The 22,723-nt window shown below is 68.1% G+C and carries 25 protein-coding genes; 17 read left to right on the forward strand and 8 right to left on the reverse strand.

What is annotated here, in order from left to right:
* Positions 1–76 precede the first annotated feature (76 nt).
* Together EI982_RS02040 and EI982_RS02045 are read left to right on the forward strand one after the other, a co-directional pair.
* Positions 77–565: a 50S ribosomal protein L11 gene (locus tag EI982_RS02040; RefSeq protein WP_157687905.1), complete on the forward strand. Its 489-nt coding sequence runs from the start codon at positions 77–79 to the stop codon at positions 563–565.
* A 76-nt stretch (positions 566–641) separates the two neighbouring features.
* Positions 642–1,973: a nickel pincer cofactor-dependent isomerase, group 22 gene (locus EI982_RS02045; protein ID WP_157687906.1), complete on the forward strand. Its 1,332-nt coding sequence runs from the start codon at positions 642–644 to the stop codon at positions 1,971–1,973.
* A 14-nt stretch (positions 1,974–1,987) separates the two neighbouring features.
* Here the strand turns inward: EI982_RS02045 and EI982_RS02050 are convergent, their stop codons facing one another.
* Positions 1,988–3,088 (reverse strand): NADH:flavin oxidoreductase/NADH oxidase, encoded by a 1,101-nt coding sequence (locus tag EI982_RS02050; protein ID WP_157687907.1) that lies wholly within the window; start codon positions 3,086–3,088, stop codon positions 1,988–1,990.
* Between the two features lie 150 nt (positions 3,089–3,238).
* Between EI982_RS02050 and EI982_RS02055 the strand changes: the two genes are divergently transcribed.
* Genes EI982_RS02055 through EI982_RS02065 form a run of 3 tightly spaced genes read left to right on the forward strand, consistent with a single transcriptional unit; the run spans position 3,239 to position 7,986 of the window.
* Positions 3,239–4,828 carry a COG1361 S-layer family protein gene (locus EI982_RS02055; protein ID WP_157687908.1) on the forward strand — a complete coding sequence of 530 codons (1,590 nt, stop codon included), beginning with the start codon at positions 3,239–3,241 and terminating at the stop codon, positions 4,826–4,828.
* Positions 4,829–7,180, forward strand: coding sequence for an efflux RND transporter permease subunit (locus EI982_RS02060; protein WP_157687909.1), 2,352 nt, complete (start codon positions 4,829–4,831; stop codon positions 7,178–7,180). It begins immediately after the preceding gene.
* 2 nt (positions 7,181–7,182) lie between these two features.
* A complete protein-coding gene (locus tag EI982_RS02065; RefSeq protein WP_157687910.1) occupies positions 7,183–7,986 on the forward strand; it encodes a universal stress protein in 804 nt (267 codons plus the stop codon).
* Here the strand turns inward: EI982_RS02065 and EI982_RS02070 are convergent.
* Complete coding sequence (locus EI982_RS02070) at positions 7,983–8,678, reverse strand: molybdenum-pterin binding protein (RefSeq protein ID WP_157687911.1); 696 nt, start codon at positions 8,676–8,678, stop codon at positions 7,983–7,985. The two genes, EI982_RS02065 and EI982_RS02070, sit on opposite strands and share 4 nt — an antisense overlap.
* A gap of 187 nt (positions 8,679–8,865) precedes the next feature.
* Here EI982_RS02070 and EI982_RS02075 point away from each other — a divergent pair, with 187 nt between their 5' ends.
* The 12 genes from EI982_RS02075 to EI982_RS02130 all read left to right on the forward strand — a co-directional run bounded on the left by EI982_RS02075 (position 8,866) and on the right by EI982_RS02130 (position 17,170).
* The gene (locus tag EI982_RS02075; RefSeq protein ID WP_233255266.1) at positions 8,866–9,942 is read left to right on the forward strand and encodes an extracellular solute-binding protein; all 1,077 of its coding nucleotides are present in this window, start codon (positions 8,866–8,868) and stop codon (positions 9,940–9,942) included.
* 53 nt (positions 9,943–9,995) lie between these two features.
* Positions 9,996–10,976, forward strand: coding sequence for an ABC transporter permease (locus EI982_RS02080; protein WP_157687913.1), 981 nt, complete (start codon positions 9,996–9,998; stop codon positions 10,974–10,976).
* The gene (locus EI982_RS02085; RefSeq protein WP_157687914.1) at positions 10,973–11,929 is read left to right on the forward strand and encodes an ABC transporter ATP-binding protein; all 957 of its coding nucleotides are present in this window, start codon (positions 10,973–10,975) and stop codon (positions 11,927–11,929) included. Before EI982_RS02080 ends, EI982_RS02085 begins: the two co-directional genes overlap by 4 nt.
* Before the next feature lie 158 nt (positions 11,930–12,087).
* The gene (locus EI982_RS02090; protein WP_157687915.1) at positions 12,088–12,726 is read left to right on the forward strand and encodes a 50S ribosomal protein L1; all 639 of its coding nucleotides are present in this window, start codon (positions 12,088–12,090) and stop codon (positions 12,724–12,726) included.
* Positions 12,723–13,790 (forward strand): 50S ribosomal protein L10, encoded by a 1,068-nt coding sequence (locus EI982_RS02095; RefSeq protein WP_157687916.1) that lies wholly within the window; start codon positions 12,723–12,725, stop codon positions 13,788–13,790. Before EI982_RS02090 ends, EI982_RS02095 begins: the two co-directional genes overlap by 4 nt.
* Before the next feature lie 15 nt (positions 13,791–13,805).
* A complete protein-coding gene (gene rpl12p, locus EI982_RS02100) occupies positions 13,806–14,150 on the forward strand; it encodes a 50S ribosomal protein P1 (RefSeq protein WP_157687917.1) in 345 nt (114 codons plus the stop codon).
* Between the two features lie 124 nt (positions 14,151–14,274).
* Positions 14,275–15,492 (forward strand): tripartite tricarboxylate transporter permease, encoded by a 1,218-nt coding sequence (locus EI982_RS02105; protein ID WP_157687918.1) that lies wholly within the window; start codon positions 14,275–14,277, stop codon positions 15,490–15,492.
* Between the two features lie 90 nt (positions 15,493–15,582).
* On the forward strand, positions 15,583–15,927 hold the full coding sequence (locus tag EI982_RS02110; protein WP_233255267.1) for a MoaD-like domain-containing protein: 345 nt from the start codon (positions 15,583–15,585) through the stop codon (positions 15,925–15,927).
* A gap of 85 nt (positions 15,928–16,012) precedes the next feature.
* Positions 16,013–16,192: an HVO_2753 family zinc finger protein gene (locus EI982_RS02115; protein WP_157687919.1), complete on the forward strand. Its 180-nt coding sequence runs from the start codon at positions 16,013–16,015 to the stop codon at positions 16,190–16,192.
* A 2-nt stretch (positions 16,193–16,194) separates the two neighbouring features.
* Positions 16,195–16,461: an elongation factor 1-beta gene (locus EI982_RS02120; protein WP_157687920.1), complete on the forward strand. Its 267-nt coding sequence runs from the start codon at positions 16,195–16,197 to the stop codon at positions 16,459–16,461.
* A 52-nt stretch (positions 16,462–16,513) separates the two neighbouring features.
* Positions 16,514–16,804: a 50S ribosomal protein L21e gene (locus EI982_RS02125; RefSeq protein ID WP_157687921.1), complete on the forward strand. Its 291-nt coding sequence runs from the start codon at positions 16,514–16,516 to the stop codon at positions 16,802–16,804.
* A 9-nt stretch (positions 16,805–16,813) separates the two neighbouring features.
* The gene (locus tag EI982_RS02130) at positions 16,814–17,170 is read left to right on the forward strand and encodes an RNA polymerase Rpb4 family protein (protein ID WP_157687922.1); all 357 of its coding nucleotides are present in this window, start codon (positions 16,814–16,816) and stop codon (positions 17,168–17,170) included.
* Between the two features lie 31 nt (positions 17,171–17,201).
* On the opposite strand, the gene EI982_RS02135 is transcribed toward EI982_RS02130, so the two are convergent.
* The 6 genes from EI982_RS02135 to EI982_RS02160 all read right to left on the reverse strand — a co-directional run bounded on the left by EI982_RS02135 (position 17,202) and on the right by EI982_RS02160 (position 22,588).
* Positions 17,202–17,777, reverse strand: coding sequence for a HalX domain-containing protein (locus EI982_RS02135; RefSeq protein ID WP_157687923.1), 576 nt, complete (start codon positions 17,775–17,777; stop codon positions 17,202–17,204).
* Positions 17,778–17,896: 119 nt separating this feature from the next.
* Positions 17,897–18,553, reverse strand: coding sequence for a trimeric intracellular cation channel family protein (locus EI982_RS02140; RefSeq protein WP_157687924.1), 657 nt, complete (start codon positions 18,551–18,553; stop codon positions 17,897–17,899).
* 236 nt (positions 18,554–18,789) lie between these two features.
* Entirely contained in the window at positions 18,790–20,463 is a 1,674-nt protein-coding gene (locus EI982_RS02145) for a sensor histidine kinase (RefSeq protein ID WP_157687925.1), read from the reverse strand.
* 239 nt (positions 20,464–20,702) lie between these two features.
* A complete protein-coding gene (locus EI982_RS02150) occupies positions 20,703–21,023 on the reverse strand; it encodes a hypothetical protein (RefSeq protein ID WP_157687926.1) in 321 nt (106 codons plus the stop codon).
* Between the two features lie 48 nt (positions 21,024–21,071).
* Entirely contained in the window at positions 21,072–22,193 is a 1,122-nt protein-coding gene (locus EI982_RS02155; RefSeq protein WP_157687927.1) for a BamB-related PQQ repeat family beta-propellar protein, read from the reverse strand.
* Complete coding sequence (locus EI982_RS02160) at positions 22,190–22,588, reverse strand: hypothetical protein (RefSeq protein WP_157687928.1); 399 nt, start codon at positions 22,586–22,588, stop codon at positions 22,190–22,192. The genes EI982_RS02155 and EI982_RS02160 overlap by 4 nt, the downstream gene beginning before the upstream one ends.
* Positions 22,589–22,723: the final 135 nt, after the last annotated feature.

The following is a 22,723-nucleotide window of genomic DNA, read 5'->3' on the forward strand; positions in this document are numbered from 1 at the left end:
ATAAACAGTATGAGAGGGGGATACGGCCGTGAACCGAAAGAAAACCGTTAAAAGTCGCCCCCGGGTTTGATTCGGTATGGCTGGAACTATCGAAGTGCTCGTTCCCGGCGGCGAGGCCACCCCTGGCCCGCCGCTCGGGCCGGAACTCGGTCCGACGCCGGTCGACGTACAGGCCGTCGTCCAGCAGATCAACGACGAAACCGACGCGTTCGACGGCATGGAAGTCCCCGTCACCGTCGACTACGACGACGACGGCTCGTTCACCATCGAGGTGGGCGTCCCGCCGACGGCCGAACTCATCAAGGACGAGGCCGGCTTCGAGACGGGAAGCGGCGAACCCCAGGAGACTTTCGTCGCCGACCTGACCGTCGACCAGGTGCAGAAGGTCGCCGAGCAGAAACAGTCCGACCTGCTCGCCTACGATCTGAAAAACGCCGCGAAGGAAGTCGTCGGCACCTGCGTCACGCTCGGTGTCACCATCGAGGGGAACGACCCCCGGCAGTTCAAAGAGCGCATCGACGACGGCGAGTACGACGACCAGTTCGCGGACGAAGCGGCCGCGTAATCGGGACACACCGTCGCGTCCGGCCGATCGGCGCGGACACCGAGGGTTTCTTTTCCACGTCCGCGCTATCCCCGGTATGAACGATTCCCTCGTCGTCCCGGAGGACACCGTCGCGACCGCCGTCGGCGAGACGACGTTCCCCCGCATGGGCGTGATCGAGCAGATCTGGGAGACCGACCCCATCCCGATCGAGGAAATCGAGGGACGGGCCGCGGCTGCCGTCGACGACCTCGACTTCTCGGACGTCCCCGACGGCGGGGAGGTCGCCATCGGCGCCGGTAGCCGCGGCATCGCGAACCTCGGGAGCATCGTCAGCGGCGTCGTCGCGGGCGTCCGCGACCGGGGATACGAGCCGTTCGTCTTCCCCGCCATGGGGAGCCACGGCGGGGCGACCGCCGAGGGACAACGCGAGAAACTCGACACGCTCGGGGTGAGCGAGGAGACCGTCGGCTGCGAGATCCGGGCGACGATGGACGTCGAGACGGTGGGCGAGACGCCCGAACGGGGCGTGCCGGTGTACGCCGACGCCAACGCCGTCGCCGCCGACGCCATCGTGATGGTCAACCGGATCAAACCCCACACGGACTTCGGGGGCGAGGTGGAGAGCGGCCTCTCGAAGATGCTCGTCATCGGCATGGGCAAACAGCGCGGGGCGAAGATGGCCCACGACTGGGCCGTCGACTGGAGCCTTCGGAACATGCTGCCCGAGATTGCGAGCCAACTGCTGGAGGCGCTCCCCGTCGCCGGCGGCGTCGCCATCGTCGAGGACGAACACGACGACACGACGCTGCTCGAGGGCGTCCCCGCCTCGGACTTTCTGGAACGCGAGCGCGAACTGCTGGAGACGGCCGAGCGGCGGATGCCCAAACTCCCGTTCGACGACCTGGACGTGCTCGTAGTGGACCGGATCGGCAAGGACATTAGCGGACAGGGAATGGATACGAACGTCACCGGCCGCCGCCACTTCACGATCAACGAGCCCGAACCCGAATCGCCCGACGTGAAGCGCATCTATCTCCGGGGGCTGACCGAGAAGACGAAAGGTAACGCCATGGGGATGGGGCAGGCGGACTTCGTCCACCGGGACGTGAAGGCGGGACTCGACTGGCCGAAGGCGCTCATCAACGCCATCACCGCGAGCACCGTCCGCGGCGTCCGACTGCCGCCGGTCGTCGAGAACGACCGCGCGGGGCTCCGGGGGGCGCTCGGGACCATCGGTCCCGTCGCCGGCGACGAGGCGCGGGTCCTGCGGGTCACCGACACGATGCGACTGCAGCGATGTTACGCCTCCGAACCGCTGATCGAGGCGGCGCGCGACCGCGACGACCTGCGGGTGATCGCCGAGCCGGCGGCACTCGCGTTCGACGACGGCGGCGAGTTCGTGGCGCCGACGCCCGGTGAGGACTGAGACGGCTCGCCCGCTCAGAAGGCGCGGTCGTACTGGACCGGCACCTCGATGCCGTCGGCGTCGAGTCGGTCGAGTTCCCGGGCCGCGTGCAGCGCGAAGTACGGGTCGCGGAGGTGTTCGCGGCCGACGATGGCCAGGTCCCCGCGACCGTTCCGGATCAGGGCGTCGGCCTGTTCGGCGGTCGTGATGCCGCCGACGGCGCCCACCGCGATATCGGCCTCGGACTCCTGTCTGACCCGTCGAGCGTAGCGTTCCTGATAGCCCGGTCCGGTCGAGGGGATCGACTGATCGGGGTGGATGCCGCCGGCGCTCACGTCGATCAGGTCGACGCCGAGGGGCGCCAGGTCGTCGGCCAGACGGATCGAATCCGCGACGGTCCAGGAGTCGCGGTCGTCGAGCCAATCGGTCGCGGAGATCCGGACGAACAGCGGGTCGTCGTCGGGCCACACCTCGCGGATCGCGCTCGCCACCTCGCGGAGGAGGCGGGTCCGATCCTCGAAGCACCCGCCGTAGTCGTCGTCGCGGTCGTTCGCGACCGGCGAGAGGAACTCGTGGAGCAGGTAGCCGTGTGCGGCGTGGATCTCGGCGACCTCGAAGCCGGCGTCGTGGGCGCGCTCCGCGGCCGCGCGGAAGGCGTCGATCACGTCGCCGATATCGTCGTCGGTCATCCGTCGTGTCGCCGTCTCGCCCTCCTCGTAGGGCCACGGCTCGGCCGAAGGGGCGACCGTCTCCCAGCCGTCGCCGCCGGTCAGCGGCCGACTCCCCTCCCACGGACGGGTCTTGGAGGCCTTGCGACCGGCGTGGGCCAGTTGGATGCCGGGGACGCTCCCCTGGTCCCGGATCGAGGCGGTGACGTCGGCGAGGGCGTCGGCGTGGGCGTCGCGCCAGATTCCGAGGTCGTGGGGCGTGATCCGCCCGCGGGCCTCGACGGCCGTCGCCTCGGTCATCACCAAGCCCGCGCCGCCGACGGCCCGACTGGCTAGGTGGGTGTGGTGCCAGTCCGTCGGGAGTCCGTCCCGACCCTCACAGGAGTACTGACACATCGGCGAGACCATCACTCGGTTCGGAACCTCGGTGCCGCGTAGCTCGAGCGGTGTGAAGAGGTCTGCTGTCACGTCCGTCACGTGGACATCGAGGCCGATACGCGTATCGAAATCGACGAGCGTACTGCTCAGTGGTAGTGCAAAATACTCACATTATAGAGGGGGATATAGCGTCGATTGCGACGGCCTTATTAGGTAGTATTGTGTATATTGAGCACAACAATGAGTTCAATCGGTCGAGACGGACGCGCCGCAGTGACGGCGCTCGTGGTGCTGTTCGTGATGTCCGCCGTGGTCGCCACCCCGGCTGCTGCCGCGACGTACAGCGAGAATCAGGAGCCGGAACTGGTGACGTCGGTCCAGGGATCGAACGTGCTCACACCCGGCGAGACGACGACCCTGCAGATCGGGGTCCAGAACCGCGGCACCGCAGTGACGAATTCCCAGGGTGAGACGTCGAAGCTCGCCGACGCCTTCCGGACGGCGGGCGTGACGCCGGGGGCCGCGATGGCCACGACGGCGTCCGTCGAGTCGGGGTCCGCTCCCGTCACCCTCCGAACTGGCGAGCAGCCGGTCGGAACCATCTCACCCGACGGAACGCGGCAGGCCTCGCTCGAACTCGAAGTGGCCGAGGATGCGAGTCCCGGCACCTACCGACTGCCCGTCACGCTCGACTTTCAGTACGTCCGTGCCGTCAGCGTCGACGACGACGACACGTACGTCACCCGCCGGGATCAGACGACCCGGACCTACGTGACCGTCCGGATCGAACCGGCCGTCAGGCTCGGCGTGGAATCGCTCGACGGCGAGAGCCTCAACGCCAAGGAGGACGGTCGCGTCGTGGCCACCGTCCGCAACGAGGGCTCGGAGACGGCGAGCGACGCCGAACTCGTTCTCGGGGAGAGCGACCAGTTGACCCCGCGGACCAACGGCCTCTCGTTGGGCACGCTGGAACCGGGCGAGACGGGAACCGCGTCCTTCCGCGTCGGCGTTGCCGACACGGGGTCGACCGACACGTACACCGTTCCGTTCCGACTGCGGTACGAGGACAGCAACGGCGTCGTCCGGGAGTCACAGGTCCGCACCGGGGAAGTGACCATCCGGGACGCGCCGAGCTTCGATCTCTCGGCGACGACGACCGATCTCTACGTCGACTCGACGGGCGCGGTGGCCCTGTCCGTGACCAACACCGGCGACCGCCCGGTGCCCAACGCACGGGCCGTGTTGCGTCCGTCGGAGCCGTTCTCGCCCCTCTCGACCGACGCCAGCCTCGGCACGCTCGATCCTGGAGAGACGGCAACGGCGCGGTTCAAACTCGAGGTTGCCGACCGAGCGATCCCCCAGGAGTATCCGCTCGCGTTCACCGTCGTCTACGACGACACGTACCAGGACCCCGTGGAGAGCGATCCGTTGACCATCCCGGTCGAAGTCGGCCCGGAAATGACCTTCGAGACGTCGGGGTCGCCGACGGTGGCCGCCGGTTCGACCGAGACGGTCGAGGTGACCGTCACCAACACCGGTGACGGGACGATGCACGACGCTGTCGCTCGCATCAACGCCAACACGCCGTTCGAGACCGACGACGATACGGCGTATATCGGCGAGTTGGCGCCCGGCGAGTCGCGGACGGTCACCTTCACCGTGAGCGTCGACGACGCGGCCACGTCCAAGGCCTACTCGCTCGATACGACGATCAAGTACGACAACTCCTTCGACCGGACCGTCGTCACGAACGTCGAACCGACCGCCGTGGAAGTGACCGATCGGCAGGGTGGCCTGCTCGCGTCCATCCTGCGTTTCCTGGGTCTGTAGATGTCCGACATCGGCACCCGCGTCAGGGACGGTCTCGAACGGCTCGGTGAGCGGAGTGCCCGCGACCCCCGGCCGGTCGTCGCCGTCGTCGTCGTCCTGATCCTCCTCTCGGGTGGGGTCGCAGCCACCTCGCTCCAGATGAGTATGGGGATGACCCTCTACATCGACGACGACTCGCAGACTGCAACGGAGTGGGAGGGGCTGAAAGACGACTTCGAGACGGGGAACAACGTCTTCGTCGTCGTCGAATCCGATCGGCTGTACGATCCGGAGACGATACGGGCTATCGACCGGCTGGACCGACGATACACCGGCCTCGACGAGACGACTCGGGTGATCAGCCTCGCCGACCTCGTTCGGGCAGGCAACGACGGGCGGATTCCCGAGACGGAGACCGGCGTCCGCCGCGCACTCGATCGGGCGACCGACCGGAACCCCGAACTGGCGGGAATGGAACGGCAGGTCGTCCCCGAGGCCGGCACGACGATCATCCTCGCCGACTACGGCGACGTCGGGACGTTCGATCGGGGGCGGCTGCTCCCCCAGCGTGGCGCCGACATCGTCTACGGCGAGATCCAAGAGGAGACGGAACTCGCCGCGCTCCCGCCCGGACTGTCGGTGACCATCACCGGCCAGCCCGTCTTCGAGAACGCCGCCTTCGGGCTCATGTTACCGGAGATGATCACGCTGTTCGCGGGCGCGTTCGCGCTCATCTTCGGAGTCGTCTATCTGGTCATGCGCTCGAAGGTCGAGCGTGGCTGGCACGTCTTCCTCCCGCTGGGGACGGCCATGACCGCGCTGATCTACATGACCGGCGCGATGGGCGTACTCGGCTACAACTTCAACGCCATCATGCTGGGTGTCATGCCCATCGCGCTCGGTCTGGGTATCGACTACGGCCTCCAGATCCAGACCCGCTATCTCGAAGAGCGGTCGAACGGTCGGGCGCCCGTCGAGGCGGCGGGGCAGGCCACTCGGACCACCGGCCGGGCGCTGCTGATCGCGATGGGCACCACCGTGGTGGGGCTGGGCTCGCTGCTCGTCTCCGCGGTGCCCCCGGTCCAGCAGTTCGGGGTCACGAGCGCCGTCAGCGTCGCCGCGAGTATGCTCCTCTCGGTGACCCTGTTGCCGGCCTTGCTGGTCCGATTCGATGCGGGCGCGAGCGAGTCCGAGACGGGGACACGGGACGCCACGGACGGCGAGACGGAGTACGACCGGCTCGAAGCCGCGATGGGGGCGGTGACCCGACGGGTGACCGCCGGGCGGCCGCTGGTGACGCTCCTGATCGCCTTCCTGCTGGTCTCCGGGGGCGCCTACGCCTACCCGCAGGTCGAACCTCGCCAGCAGATGATGGACTTTTGGCCCCAGAACCTCGACGCCAAGGAGGATCTGGAGCGCTTGGAGGACACCGTCGAGGGGTCGAAAGTCATCTACGTCGTCGTCGAAACAGATCAGGCGTACACCCCCGAGACGTTCCGGGAGGTGGCCACCTACCAGCGGTTGATGCTGGAGAATCCGAACGTGAATGCGGTGAGAAGCCCGGTGACGACCGTTCGGATGGAAAACGGCGGATCGATCCCCGAGACCCAGCACCGACTCGACGGTAGTCTCGAGGCCGCAAGCGAGGGACCGAACGCGATCCGTGATCCGGCGGACCAGCCGAGTAAACTGCTCTTGACCTTCTACGTCGACGACGTGGAGGGCGAGCCGGTCCGGACGCTGATCGACGAGTTCCACGGCAACGCCGACTACACCCTGACGACGGCCGATCAGGTGCAGGTGACGGGCAAGCCCGTCCTCAACCGGAACGTCATCGAGAACGTGACCGCCGGACTGACGCCGATGACGCTGTTGAGCTTCACGCTCGGGTTCGTCTTCCTGGCCTTTGCCTTCCGCTCGGTGAAGATTTCGGCGACCCTGATCGCCGCCGTCGCCGGCAGCGCCGCGTTGCTGGTGACGGGAGCGATGTATCTGGTCGGCGTCCCCTGGAACCCCCTGACGATCACGATGTCGTCGTTGACCCTCGGGATCGGCATCGACTACGGCGTCCACGTGTTCGAGCGCTTCGAATACGAGGTGGCCGAACGGGGACGGTCGCGGGTCGATGCCGCGACGACGGCGGTCGCGAAGCTCTCCAGGCCGGTGCTCGGGTCGAGTTTCACCACCATCTTCGGGTTCGGCGTCCTCACCATATCGCAGTTCCCCGTGCTCGCGAACTTCGGGGTGACGACGGTCTTCGCCATCGCGTTATCGCTCGTCGCCGCCTTCGGCATCCTGCCGGCGGCGCTGGTAACGGTTCGGCTGATCGAACGGGGCGAGTCGACCACGCCCGCCGATCCGGCGGGGAACTGATCATGTACGAGAACATCCTGATCCCGACCGACGGCAGCGACGCCGCGACGACCGCCGCCCGCTACGGGCTGTTCCTCGCCGAACGGACCGGCGCCACGGCGCACGTCCTCTCCGTGGTCGATCCGGACCGCTACGGGACCGACATCGTGGGTGACGTCGACGACCTAGTCCGCCGCCAGCAGTCCCGCCTCCACGACCGGGCCCACGGGGTCGTCGACGAGGTTGCGGCGTTGGCCCCCGTTCCAGTCGAGACACACGTCGTCGAGGGGCGCCCGCGGCGGGTGCTGGCGACGGCTATCCGGGAACGGGACATCGACCTCGTTGCCATGGGGACCCACGGGCGATCCGGCGTGGACCGCTACCTGCTGGGGAGCCTCGCCGAGCACACGCTTCGGACTGCCGGCGTTCCCGTGCTCGTGACTCGGGACGGCGACGTCGACGAGCCGGAACTGGCCGACATCGTCGTTGCCACCGACGGGAGCGAGGGCGCCGAGCGCGCGGGCGAGCACGGTATCGCCGTGGCGACGGCCACCGGTGCGCGGCTGCACACCCTCACCGTCGACGACGACGACACGCCGGCCCGGCGCCTCGCCGACCGGGCTCGTGACGTCGGAATCGAGGCCACCGCGACCGCTCGCACCGGGCGTCCACACGAGGCTATCGTCGCCTACGCCGACACCGTCGAGGCCGACTTGGTGGTCCTGGGGACCCACGGCCGAACCGGCGTCGAACGGGTCCTGCTGGGCAGTGTCGCCGAGCGGACCGTCCGGACGGCGCCCGTACCGACCATGGTCGTCGGTCCCTAGGCCGTCCGGACGCCCCGCGTGGCGGTGGCCTTGAACGAGGCGACGACCGGTGTCCCGCGGTGGAGGTTCAGTTGCTCGACGCTGGCGACGGTGACGAGGGCCGCGAGCGACACCCCCTCGCCCACCTCGACGGTGACGTGAGCGACGGCCTCGCCCCGGTCGACGGCGAGGACGGTCCCCTCCAGGCGGTTGCGGGCGCTGGTCCGATCCTCGTCGGGCGATCGGGAGGGACTCTGTAACGTCACTGCGTCGGCGCGGAGGGTTAGCCGGGCCTCGCTCCCGTCGTCGCTCCGCGGGACGAGCGCCCCGAGGGTCCCCGCCGCCGTCTCGACGGTCGCCAGTTCCCCGTCGCGGTCGACGATCCGTCCCGAGAGGACGGTCTCCTCGGTTTCGGCGACGCCGCTGAACTCGGCGCTGAGCCGATCGTACCGGTTCAGTAGCTCCCGTGCGAGGTCCGTCAGGTGGCTGCCGCCCCCACCCGACCCGCCCCGCTTGCGTGCCACCAGGTCGCCGAAGGCCCCCTCCAGTTCGACGATCCGCTGTTGGGCCCGCGAGTACGAGCGGCCGAGTTCCGTCGCGGCGGCGTTGATCGACCCGTGGTCGTCGATGGCCCGCAGGAGGACGACGTCGCGCTCGGCGAGTGTCACGTCGTCCCGTCCGATCCGGGCATCGAACTCGGTCGAGAACTCCATACGTTCCGCACGGGGGCCGTTCAAAAAGGTGTTGTCGTGACCATCCCGGCGGCGATCAAAGACGTTATATCACATAAAACACAACGCCGTTGTGCTAACAATGAAACAACGGAAAGATGCGCCGAGCTGGCTGCAAGCACAAAAAGAGCACTGGAAGCAGGTCGTTCGGGGACGATCGCGCCGCGACGTGCTGAAGGGGCTCGGCGCGGCCGGGATGGCGGGGCTCGCCGGCTGTTCCGGCGGCGGTGGTGGCGGTAGCGATCCGACGGCAACTGCGACGGCGACCGAGGAGTCGATGGACTCCGGCGGCGAGGCGACGGACACGCCGACCGAGACCAGCACGCCGGAGTCCGAAGTCAGCGGTTCGATGACCATCTTCCACGCCGGTAGCCTCGCGGCGGCGTTCAGCGAGGCCGAACCGACGTTCGAGGAGGAGTACGGCGTCGACGTGAACCGCGAACCGAAGGGATCGGTCGCCTCGACCCAGAAGATCACCCAGCAGGGTCGCCGGGCGTCCGTCCTCGGAACCTCCGACTTCCGGCTCATTCGGGACCGAATCGTCCCCGACTACGGCGACTGGTACACCATCTTCACGACGAACTCGATGTCGATCCAGTACCGCGAGGACTCGCCGGGCGCGGACGAAATCTCGAAGGACAACTGGTGGGAAGTCCTGTCGCGCGACGACGTGACCATCGGCCACTCCGACCCCGCGGTCGACCCCGGCGGCTACCGTGCGGTCATGACCCAGCAACTCGGAGCCGAGGAGTTCGACGGGTCGTCGCTCTACGACCAGTCCACCTACGAGAAGCTCCGCGAGAACTCCACCGTGCCGACGGGAACGGAGACGAAGCTCAAAGGGCAACTGGAGTCCGGTGCCCTCGACTACGCCTTCTACTACCAGTCCATCTCCAGTACGGCGGACATGCCCTACATCGACCTCCAGCCCCAGGTCGACCTCTCGCAGGCGACGAGCGAGTACGCGGAACACTACGCGAAGGCGGAAGTCGAAACCGACAGCGGGACGTTCACCGGCGCCCCAATTGCGTACGGGATGACCGTCCCGAACGTCGCGCCCAACCCCGAAGCGGGCGCCGCGTGGATCGAGTACTTCGGCAGCGACGCCGGTCAGTCGGTGCTCGAAGAGTTGGGGCTCGTCCCTGTCGACCCCATCGTCGTCCCCCAGAGCGGTCAGGACGCCGTGCCTGATCGGGTGATGAACGTGGCCAGCGCGAAGAGCAACCTCGGTCCGCTCGAACTGTAACGGAGCTCCCCGCTCCGACACAGCTATGTTTCTGAATGGAAATAACGATAGCAATGGCTACGAGTACTGAGGCGCGATTCTCGTTGGACGGGGTCGGGCGCGTATCGCTGGCCGTGGCGTTCGTCGTGATACAGGGACTCGCCTTCGCCGGCGCGTACACCATCGGTCGATCGACGTGGTACGCCTTCTTCATGATCGGCAGTACGGCGGTCACGGCGTACCTGCTCCGGCGCGACTCCTTCGTCGTCGCCGCTGCGACGATGGGGAGCATCCTGATGGTCGCGCTCGGACTCCCGTTGTTCATGTTCGTCGCGCGACAACAGCCGTCCATCGTCGTCGAGAAGGCGCTCAGTTCAGACGTCCATCGGATGCTCTATCTCGGCATCTACGGTCCGCTACTGGCAGCCATCGTCAGCCTGGCGTTCGGCATCCCGCTCGCACACCTGTTCTCGGAGGGGTTCGCCGGCCAACAGTTGGTCGAGAGTCTCGTCGACCTGCCGCTGGTCGTCCCCCACAGCGTCGCGGGCATCCTCATCCTCTTCGGCTTCGGGAAGGGCGGCGCCTTCCCGAACGTCACCGTCCTCGGGAGCATGATCGGGATGGTGCTCGCGATGACGTTCGTGAGCGCCCCCTACGCCGTCAACGCTACGCGCGAGGCGTTCGAGTCGATCAACGACCGGCTGGAGTACGCCTCGCGCATCCACGGCGCGAACCGCTGGGACACGTTCCGCCGGGTGACGGCCCCCCTCGCGATTCGGGGGATGATCACCGGCGGCGTCCTCGCGTGGGCACGCGCCGTCTCCGAGTTCGGCGCCGTCGCCGTCGTCGCCTACTCCGTCTCCTTCTTCTACCCGCCGTCCGGCGGTGAGGTGACGACCCAGCACGCTCCCGTGTTCGTCTACGGGACGTACCTGCAGGGCGGCCTCGCCGAGAGCGGTGCGGTCGCGTTCATCCTGCTCTGTGTCTCCGCGCTCATCTTCCTGATCATCCGCTATCTCACCACCGACAGCACGACGACCGGAGGCGTCGTATGAGCCTCCACGCCGACGTGTCGGCGATGTTCTCCGCCGACGGGGCGGACTCCTTCCACGTCGACGCCGAAATCGAGGTAGAACGGGGCGAGAGCCTCGTCATTCTCGGCCCCAGCGGAAGCGGAAAGACGCTCCTGCTGGAAACCGTGGCGGGCTTTCATCGCCACGATGGCCCCGTCACGCTCGACGGGGCGCGGGTGAGTGACACCGACCCCGAAAACCGGGACTTCGGGTTCGTCTTCCAGGACTACGCGCTCTTCCCGCACATGACCGTCCGCGAGAACGTCGACTTCGGGAGTCGCTACCACGACGACACCCGCGACCCGGACGCCCTGCTCGCGGAACTCGGCGTGTCCGGACTGACCGACCGCTACCCGCCCACGCTCTCGGGCGGCGAGAAACAGCGGGTGGCACTGGCCCGGGCGCTCGCGATACGACCCGAGGTCATGCTGCTCGACGAGCCGCTGGCGGCGCTCGACGTACCGACCAGACAGGCGCTCCGCGACGATCTCGCGGACGTGCTGGCGGACGCGACGGCCATCTATGTGACGCACAACCGGACGACTGCGCGTGCTCTCGCGGATCGCCTCGTCGTCATGAACGACGGGGGGGTCGTCCAGAGCGGGACGCCCGAGGAGGTATTCCACCGGCCGGAGTCGCCGATGGTCGCCCGGTTCACCGGATCGAACGTGATCGACCTCGACGACGCGCCGTCGCTCCGCTCGGCGCTCGACGTGGGGGGCGACGACGTGGTGACGATCCGGCCCGAATCGGTCGGCATCGGCGACGACGGCGACGTTCGCGGGACCGTCGAGCGCGCCGTCCGCGAGGACGCGACCACCCGCGTGACCGTCGAGGCGTTCGCCGAGCGAGCGCCCGCCGTCGGCGACGAAGTGTGGCTCACGCTCCCCGAGAGCGACATCCACATCTGCCGACGAGCGGCGCCGAGGGCCTGACTCCGACGGTCGCGTACGCCGCCGAAACGCCCGTCTTCGGCGTCGTCGTCGTCGGTGCTTCGACGGACTTAAGTCCGACATCCTCCACCTTCCGATGAGACAGGCCCACGCCTGTTTCACTGACCCGTAGGAGCGCAAGCGTACTACGGAGGTGAAAGATGGCAGATACAATAGAGCAAGCAGTCTCTCGCGCACTCGACGAGGCACCGCCGCGGAACTTCCGCGAGACGGTCGACCTCGCCGTGAATCTGCGCGACTTGGATCTCAACGACCCGTCGAATCGCGTCGACGAGAGCGTCGTCCTGCCGGCCGGTACCGGCCAGGAAACGCAGATCGTCGTCTTCGCAACCGGTGAGACCGCCCTCCGTGCAGAGGAGGTCGCGGACGACGTCCTCGGCCCCGACGAACTCGAAGACCTCGGGGACGACGACGACGCCGCGAAGGACCTCGCCGACGAGACCGACTTCTTCGTCGCGGAAGCGCCGATGATGCAGGATATCGGCCGGTATCTCGGGACCGTCCTCGGGCCGCGCGGCAAGATGCCGACGCCGCTCCAGCCCGACGACGACGTCGTCGAGACGGTCGAACGAATGAAGAACACGGTTCAGCTCCGGAGCCGCGACCGCCGCACGTTCCACACGCGCGTCGGCGCGGAGGACATGGACGCCGAGGAGATCGCGGACAACATCGACGTCATCGTCCGCCGCCTGGAGGCGGCCCTGGAGAAAGGACCGCTCAACATCGACTCCATCTTCGTCAAGACGACGATGGGGCCGTCCGTGGAGGTCGAAGCATGAGCGAGAGCGAGGCCGCCCGGAAGACCGAGACGATCCCGCAGTGGAAACGCGCGGAGGTCGACGAACTCGTCGACTTCATCGAATCCTACGCCAGCGTGGGGATCGTCGGCGTCACCGGCATCCCGAGCCGACAGCTCCAGAACATGCGTCGCGACCTGCACGGGAGCGCGGAGGTCCGGATGAGCCGGAACACGCTTCTCAGTCGCGCGCTCGACGAGGTCGATCAGGGCTACGAGGACCTCTCCGGGTACGTCTCGGGGCAGGTCGCCCTCATCGGCACCAACGACAACCCGTTCGGTCTCTTCCAGCAACTGGAAGCCTCGAAGACGCCCGCCCCGATCAACGCGGGCGAGGTCGCCCCCAACGACATCGTGATCCCGGAGGGCGACACGGGGGTCGATCCCGGTCCCTTCGTCGGCGAGCTCCAGCAGGTGGGCGCCGAAGCCCGCATCATGGACGGGTCGATCAAGGTGACCGCCGACTCGACGGTGCTCGAAGCCGGCGAGGAGGTCAGCGACGAACTCGCGAACGTCCTCGGCGAACTGGGGATCGAGCCCAAGGAAGTCGGGCTCGACCTCCGGGCGGTCTACTCCGAGGGCGTCCTGTTCGAACCCGAGGAACTCGCCATCGACGTCGACGAGTACCGCGCCGACGTGGAGTCGGCCGCGGCCGCCGCGCGCAACCTCTCGGTCAACGCGGCCTACCCGACCGCCCGCACCGCGGGCACGCTGCTGGCCAAGGCGGCCGGCCAAGCCAAGTCGGTGGGTCTCCACGCCGCCATCGAGGACCCCGAGCTGATGCCGGACCTCGTGGCCACCGCCGACAGTCAGGTGCGCGCCCTCGCGGCACACATCGACGACGACGAGGCGCTCCCGGAGGAACTGCGCGGCGTGGAAGCGCCCGCGGCGACCCCGGAGACCGAGGCCGACGAGGCCGAAGACGACGAATCGAGCGACGAAGACGACGCGGACGCCGACACCGACACCGACGCCGACGCCGACGACGACGACGACGACGACGACGGCGGCGACGCCGGCGAGGGTCTCGGCGCGATGTTCGGCTAACTACGGAGACAACCAATGGAATACGTTTACGCAGCACTCATCCTGAACGAGACCGGCGAAGAGATCAACGAAGACAACGTGACCGCGGTCCTGGAGGCCGCCGGCGTCGACGTGGAGCAGTCCCGCGTGAAGGCGCTGGTCGCCGCCCTCGAGGACGTCGACATCGAGGAGGCCATCGACACGGCCGCCGCCGCGCCCGCCGCCGGCGGCGCCGCCGGTGGCGCCCCCGCTGGCGACGACGACGATGACGACGAGGGCGACGAGGCCGCCGACGAGGCCGACGAAGAGGAAGCGGCCGAGGAAGAGGACGAAGAAGACGAAGAGGCCAGCGGCGAGGGCCTCGGCGAACTCTTCGGCTGATTCGGTCACGACCACCCGATTCTTTCGCGACGCCACCCCCGCGAGCCACGCGGCCGTCGTCCGCGGCTCGCGGGGGTTCGCCGCCCCGGAGATTGAAACCCGATGCCGCGGCCACCGCCGCGGGATGGGCCTCGCCACGCCGGCCGGTGTCACCACGCTCGGCTACGTCCTCGTGGGCGTCGCCCTCGGGACGTGTAGCGGGCTGACGCCCGGGCTACACGCGAACAACTTCGCGCTGTTGCTCGCGTCCGTCGTGCCCGCCCTCCCCGGCCCGCCGCTCGCCCTGGGGGCGGCGATGCTCGCGGCCGGCGTCGTCCACACCTTTCTCGACGTGGTGCCGGCGCTGGCACTCGGGGTTCCGGACCCCGCCACGGCGGCGGTCACGCTCCCCGGCCACCGGCTGGTCCTCGACGGCCGGGGACGGGAGGCGCTCCGACTCTCCGCGCTCGGGAGCGGGCTCGCCGTCCTCGTCGCGCTCCCCGTCGCCGTCCCGTTGACCCGCGTCGTCGACGCCGTCTACCCGACGCTCCGTCGACACCTCCCGCTCGTGCTCGCCGGCGTGGCGCTCGTCGTCGTCGCTACCGAACCCACCTGGCGGCGACGCCTCGCCGCCGTGGGAACCCTCGCCGTCGCCGCCGGCCTCGGGTGGGCGACGCTCGCCCTCGATCCGGCCGGACCGGCCGCCGCCGGGAGCGTCCTCGCGCCCCTGTTCGCCGGGCTGTTCGGGGCCCCCGTGTTGATCGAGGCCCTGGAGGGCGAGGGTGTCCCGCCACAGGCCGAACCAACGGTCTCCCTCGGCCGGCGGACGGTCCTCGGGACGGCGGGCGCCGGCGCCGGTGCGGGCGCGCTCGTCGGCTACCTCCCGGGCGTCTCCGCGGCCGTCGGGACGGTCCTCGTCCTCCCGGTCGTTCCCGGTCGCTCCGGCGCGCGCGGCTTCCTCGTCGCCTCCAGCGGCGCCAACACGGCGAACACCGTCTTCGCCCTCTTCGCCCTCGTCGCGCTGGGTACGCCCCGCACCGGCGTGATGGTCGCGATGGAGCGAGTCGACGCCACGGGGCCCCTCCTCCCGCTCGTGGGAGCGACCTGTCTCGCGGCCGCCGCCGGCTTCGCCCTCGTCGTCTCCGTCGGCGACGCCTACCTCCGGACGGTCGGCCGCCTCGATTACACCCGCGTGTCGCTCGGGACCGGGTGTCTGCTGGTCGCCGTCGCCTACCTGTTCGCGGGCGTGGTCGGGCTGGCGGTGTTCGCGCTCGCGACGTTCGTGGGCCTGCTCCCGGTCGTACTCGGCGTCAGGCGGGTCCATCTGATGGCGGTGCTCGCGCCGGCCGTCGTCCCGTCGTGATCGAGCCGGCCGCCGCCGACTCCCGGATCGGGGGAATCGGCTCTCATGTATACGTCTTCACAGGTCGAAGGAACACGTGGGTGAGCGCCGATGAGTACACTGACACTGACACGGGCCGACCGGAAACGACAGGCAGCACTCGACGCGATTCCGCCGATCGAGCGGTCGGAAACCGGCGACCGGCTCCGCGTCACCCGGGGATTTCGCGGGCTCTCGGTGCCACAGGCGGTCGGATACCTGGAGGGGCTCGGGGGCGAACGGGTCGACGAGCGGACGGTCGAGGGACCGGGGTGGCGGGCGACGCTCGACACCCGGACGATTCCCGTCGGTGCCTACCGACTGACGGAGGTGCTCGTCACGTGGGAGGGGGATCCCGCCGCCGTCGAAACGGTCGTGTTGCGGTTCCGACTCAAGGCGTTCAGGGCACCCGGGTGAGCGACCGCCGGCACCGGCCCCGAAGCCCTCGCGCCTCGAAACCCGAAAGACAACGATTAAAACCCGCGAGCGGGTTCGTCACTGTATGAGCCAGACGGAAGGAAAGCAGGAGCGTCAATGTGTCTCCTGTGGCATCAACATCTCCGGGATGAGTGCCGCCTCGTTCAAATGCCCGGACTGCGGACAGCAGATCTACCGCTGTGCGAAATGTCGCAAACAGAGCAACCTCTACGAGTGCCCGGACTGCGGGTTCAGGGGGCCGTAAGCATGGGCAAGGTCGCCGCCAAGATCAAGGTCATGCCGGAGAGTCCCGACATCGACCTCGACGACCTGCAGGAGCGACTCGAGGCGTCGCTCCCGGAGGGCGCGAAGATCAACGGCTTCGAGCGCGACGAAGTCGCGTTCGGCCTCGTCGCGCTCCTGCCCACCGTGATCGTTCCGGACGACGCGGGCGGGACGGAGGCCGCCGAGGAGTCGTTCTCCGGCGTCGACGGCGTCGAGAGCGTCTCCGTCGAGAACGTCGGCCGCATCTGAGCCGCGGAACGCACCATTTATAATCGCCACCGCAGTATTCATCTTCACGACAATGCCGAGTTCAAACGGTCCGCTGAACGGGACGCGCGGTAAGCTCTCGAACGACCCGCGGGACCGCGGTGCGTCCCCCCCTCAGCGCGCGATTCAGGAGTACGACGTCGGTCAGAAAGTCCACCTCAAACTCGACCCGAGCGTCTCCGAGGGTCGGTTCCACCCCCGCTTCAACGGGCACACCGGAACAGTCGTCGGGACGCAGGGAAGCGCGTTCAAAGTCGAGATCAACGACGGCGGCAAGGACAAGACGGTCATCGCACGACCGGCCCACCTCAAGGCCCAGCAGTAGAGTCGCCCGATGACTATCTTCAAAGAGCAACTCGACGAGGAGTTCGTCACCGTCTCGGAGGTCAAGGACGTCCTCGCCGAAGTCGAGGCGGAGCGCGCGGCGGACGTCGACCGCGAGATGCGATACGAACTCGCGCGGGCCATCGAGCACGCCAACACCTTCGCCGTCCTCGACGCCGAGGAGTCCCGCGAACTCGTCGAGAACCTCCTCGAACTCGAACAGGTCGACGAGGTGGCGGCGTTCAAGATCGCGGACCTCCTCCCGTACGACCGCGACGAACTCCGGTCGGTGTTCGCCCACGGCCGCTACTCGCTCGACGGCGACGAACTCGACGAGATCCTGAACGTCGTGGCGAAGTACGCCTGATCCCGCGCCGACCGCACCGCTCGGCGGCCGTTCACTCGTCCTCTAGTTCCGTGATCCCCGTGAGCGCCTGTTCGAAGGTCTCCGGATCCATCTCGCCGACCGTCTCCGAGGTCTCGGCGTCCAGTTCCGCCGCTCGCTCGGCCAGCCGCTGGTACTCCTCGCTCTCGGCGAGTTCGGCGCCCGCCTTCTCCGTCTCCAGGGCCGCCATCTTCTCCGCGATGGCGAACCGCTCGCGCACCTGTTCGTCGTAGTCGGTGAGCGTCAGCAGACCGTCGACGGTCTCCCGGAGTTCCGCCTCCCCCACGGGTTTTGTCAGGTAGGCGTCGAAGGGCATCTCCGCGATGTCGAAATCGGGGTCGACGGCCGTCACCATCGCGACGCGAACGTCGAACCCCCGTTCCCTGATCGCCGCGAGTACCTCCCGCCCGGAGAGTCCCGGCATCCGACGGTCGAGCAGGACCACGTCCGCGTCGCTCACCTTCTCCAGGGCTTCCTCGCCGTCGTGGGCTTTCAGGACGTCGTAGTCCTCGGAGAACGCGAGAGCGTAGACGTCGACGATGTCCGCCTCGTCGTCGACCAGGAGGACGGTCGGCTGCGCTGTTGACATCGTAGGCTATCGGACGCCGGAGGGGTTAAACGATGGGGATCGGTTCCCGATCCGCCGGTGGTTCGGACTCCCGTCCGGTCACGTCCGCGTCGACTCCCCCCGAACGGATCCGTGTCCCGTCACTCGTCCGTGTTCCGCAGGTCCCCGACCGTCGGCACCTGCCAGTCCCGCGTGACCGCGACCAGCCGGACCGCCACGGTCACCGTCGCACACGCGAGGGCGGCCCCGCCGTCGATCACGCCGGCACCCGCTACGAGCCAGTACGAACAGCCGCCCAACACCGCACAGCTCGCGTAGAAGTCGTCGAACAGGATGAACGGGGACCGATCGAGGAGGATGTCCGCGAACGCGCCGCCGCCGACGGCGTTGACCGTCGCGATGGCGACGACGCCGAACGCCGAGGTCCCGACGTCGCTCGCGACGATGGCACCGGTGGTGGCGAACGCCCCGAGCCCGACGGCGTCCGAGACGACGATGAGGGTGTGCTCGTCCGGGGCCCGCAGGCGGAGGCTCAACACCACGGCCAGTCCGACCCCGAGTAGTCCCAGACCGATCTCGACCGGCGACTGGAGCGCGAGCGGCACCCGGTTCACCAGGAGGTCGCGCGTGACGCCGCCGACGAAGGCCGTCGCCAGTCCGACGACTACGACCCCGAACAGGTCGAACTCCTCGCGGATCGCCTTTGCCGAGCCGACGAGCGCGAACGCGACCAACCCGGTCGTGTTCACCACTGCGAACGGGTCGCCGAACAGGGCCGAGACGAGATCCTGCGTCACTGCGTTCGCGTTCGCCGGGCGCCGTCTTGAGTGCCACGTCTCCGTTCCGGGACACCCGAACCGATCACGCTCCGAACCCCAGTCGGTCGATAGCTCGTGGTCCCGCTGTACCGTTTCCCCGGACCGAGCCGGTCGCGGCACACCCGTTCGCTTCGTGTATCACGACGGCCTCCTCGGAGCGGCTCACTACGCGAGCAACGGCATCCCCTTTATGATCGGCGGTTCGCGTCTCGACGCTAGCTCCGGTCATCCGCGCCGTCGTACAGTCGCACCGTGATCACGCTGCCTGTCGGCTCGTTCCGGTCGAAGGTGAGTTCACCGCCAAGCTGCGTGACTGCCCAGTGGACGAACCAGAGCCCGATACCCTGCCCGTGTCTGAGTTGGCTCTCCGTCCCGGCGGCCAAGATCTCCCGTTCGCGCTCCGGGAGGCCGGGTCCACGGTCGGCCACCACGACCTCGGGGATCCCATCGGACCCACGCTGGACGCGGATTTCGACGCGTGGCGACTCGGTTTCGGCGTGCTCGAGTCCGTTCTCGACCAGTTCGAGGAGGACCCGCCGCAGCACGGTTCGGTGGGAGACGACCTGCGGTTCGTCGTCCACCACGACCGACACGTCGTTCGAATCGTCGCGCGAACGGAACGCCTCGGCGACGGACGACGCGACGTCCGCGATATCGACGGGTTCCGGCGTGTCGGTGACGGCGGTCATCACGTCCTCGGCCTCCCTGGCCTTCGTGCTGAGCCGTAGCGTCCCGTTCACGGTCGTTCTGAGCGTCTCGCGTACGTCCTCGTCGTCGATCCGGTTGGTGTGTGCGAGTACCGTGTCCAGATCGTTCCGGACGTTGTGTCTGAGGATCCGGTTGAGGACCGAGAGCCGTTGCTGTCGGGTCTGCTGGTCGGTCACGTCGCGGAGGAGGACCGTCCTGGCGACGGGCGCGTCCCGATCCGACGAGGTGTCGGTGACCGCGGAGACGCCGAACTGGAACTGTCGTCGACCCTTCGAGGTCCGCAGCCACACGGTTCCGGTGGCACCGGCCGAGAAATCGGGGCCGTCGAGCCCTTCGGAGAGCGTCCGGATCGGTTCCCCGATCACGGCCTCGGCCGACGTGTCGAACAGATCGATCGTGGCTTCGTTCACGTCGAGTACGTGGTCGTTCCAGTCGAGGACGACCACCGACTCTCGGAGGGTTTCGAAGACGCGCGTTCGAGCGACGTGATCGGCCTTCGGGAAGCCGGTCGTGACCGGATAACGACGGACGGCCACCGTCAAGAGCACGCCGGAGACCAGCAGGCCGACACTCGTCCCGCCCCCCGTCCCGGTGGCGTTCCACACGGTCTCGAACGTGTCGAGACTGATCAGGTACGGTGCAGCGACGCCGCCCGTTACGACGGCGACCTGTGTGTTGGAGACACGGGGATGGTCGCCGCCGAAACGGACCAGCAGGTAGGTGCCGTAGACGAACAGTCCGAACAGATAGAATACCTCGAATCCGATCAGCGGGGCCAACTGACGCACCATCGCCGTCTCCGAGTTCGTGGTGGCGATGGCGACGCCGGACATGACCACGGGGAACGCGATTCCGAGAAACAGCGCGATCCGGCGCTTCGTCAACCCCGTCCCCCGGCCCGTGTACCCGAGCGCGTACACGGTCCAGATCCCCGGAACGAGCATGGCTGCGCCCAACTGACCGAGCGAACAGACCGTCGAGACGACGTCGCCGGGGACGAGAGGCGACAGTTCGTCCCCGAGCGCGAACCCTGCCCACAGCGTCAGGGTGCCGAGCAGGGCCATGAACGGCTCCGCACTCGGTTGCTCCCGTGACTGGGCGGTTCGCCACAGCGTCCGACCCAACAGGGCAGTCGCCACGGCCTTGAGACTGACCGTCCCGAGTGTCGACAGGAGCTCCATGCGTGCTCACTCGGATGGGTTCCGGTCACGCGTCAGGTCACCGTGCGATCGATGGGTAGCGAGCACCACGTCCCGTCGCCGGCGACCGTCGTTCCGTCGGGGCCCGTCCCGACACGACAGTGCGAAGGCCTCCATAGGTCGAGCTGTTCCGTTGTCGCTATGCCCACGGTGGAAATATACCTCCGGTCGCTGCTTCGGACTCGGAAACGCCCGTACGGTGGTCCCCGCCCGTCCCCCCATCAGTCCGGATCCGGGGGTCGGCTCTCCACGGTCGTGCCGTCGTCGCTCACGAACGGGAGCGTTCCCCCGAGCGTGTCGACCCCCACTTCGGCGCCCGGAGGCCGAGTCAACGGCTGTGTCGTACCGGCGTCTCCTGTTCGTTTGCCTTCGCTTCGGTCTCGCTGAGCACTGCTCCGTGGCTGTCGGTGGTCGGATCGGAGGATCGTTCGTCCGATGGTCGTGTTCCGACGGTCCCCCTCGTAGGAAGTGATCCCGTCCGATTCGTTCCCGTCGAACAGGACGTAGGCGGTGAAGCCGCCGAGCACGAACGTGTCGGTCACGGAGAGCGCGCTGGTGCACCTCCTCGGGAGCGGTCGTCGACGGGACGATCACGACCGATCGATGGCGAAGAGCCGCTCGTTGTTCGCCGCATAGAGGAGCTCTTCCCCCGCGACGACCGATCCGACGACGCTGTCCGTCTCGACTTGCCACCGCAGCTCGCCGTCCCGGGAGAACGCGTAGACGTGGTTGTCGTTCGATCCGGCGTACACCATCCGGTCGGTCACGGCGGGTTCGTAGACGGTGCTGTTCTCGTCCGTGAACGACCACCGTTCGGCGCCGTCCGAGCGATCGAGTGCGACGAGGGTTCCGTGCTCCCGCCCGCTACAGCCGAGATACACCGTGTCGCCGTCGACGACCGGACGCGTCCCGCGTTTGGGCGACGGTGTCTCGACCGCCCACCGAACGGCGCCGTCCGCACGGTTCAGGGCGAGCAGCCGTCCCGCCAGTCCCGGCTCGGTCGACGTGGCCACGTAGACGGTGTCGCCGGCGACCGTTGGACCCCGGGTCTCGGTGTCGGTCCGATACCGCCACCGTCGCTCGCCATCGACGTCGAACGCCGTCACGACTCCGTCGACGCGGTTGGTGAAGACGACCCCATCGGCCGTCGCGGCCGGCCTCGTCAGGCGGTCACCACCAGTGTCCGCGCGCCAGACGACGTCGCCGGCCTCGGCGTCGACGGCGAGCAGGTCCTCGGCGTTCGCGTACACCCGCCCGTCGCCGACGCCGACACCCTGCCTGAGCGGCGCGTCGACGAACCAGCTCCGCTCGCCGTCGGACCGCCGGAGGGCCCGGAGGCCGTCACAACCCGGAACGTAGACCCGCCGGCCGTCGACGGCGATGTCGCTGCGGAGACAGAGCCGCTGGTCGAAGTCGCCCTCGCTGTATTCGGTCGTCCACCGTTTGCTCCCGTCGGTCGCGGACAGTGCGTGAAGCGTCAGTCGCCCCATCATGTAGAGCGTCCCGTCGTCGAGGAGGGGCTGACCGCGGATCCGTTTGCGCCACCGGATCCGGTCGGACGACGGCCCGGATCCCCCGATACAGCCGGCAGTACCGCCGGCGAGGAGGACACCGAGTGACCGGAGTGCCGTTCTGCGGGAGACCGGACACTGGGACTCGATCCGTGCGGATTCGGCGTCCGATCGGTCGGCACGCGTTCGTGGCGGTATCATTCCCGAGCTTCGTCGGTGTTGAGCCGGTAGTACGTCGTCGTCCCGTTGCCCGTTTCGACGTCCTTCGTCGCGACCATCCCCTCGGCGACGAGTTCGTCGAGCGCCCCGTCGACGTCGTCGACGAGCATCCCACTCGCGACGATATCGCCGACGACGTCGACCAGTTCGTCCTGAATCTCGGTCAGGACTTCGCGGATCGTCTCCGGGCGGGCGTCGTTGCCGAAGTCGACGCCACGAACGATCTCCGTTTTCGTGTACGCGTTGTCGACGTTTTCCGAGAGGAAGGCGACGATCAACTCCGTCTCGTCCTCGAACTCGCCGACGGGGGTGGTCCCCACCTCCGACGCGTCGTCCGCCCGGGCGCCGTCGTCCCACTCGGTCTCTGAGATGGGCATGAACGTCGATGTTTCCCGACCCCGTTCAATGTGGCTCACTGTTTCCCCGAGTGCAACTCGCTTCGATGGACGACCGACGGCCCTCCAGTGATTTCCGAGCGAGCAACGCTGATTCGGGTTTCACACGTCGGGTGT

The organism is Haloplanus salinarum (assembly GCF_009762275.1).
Taxonomy (GTDB): Archaea; Halobacteriota; Halobacteria; order Halobacteriales; family Haloferacaceae; genus Haloplanus; species Haloplanus salinarum.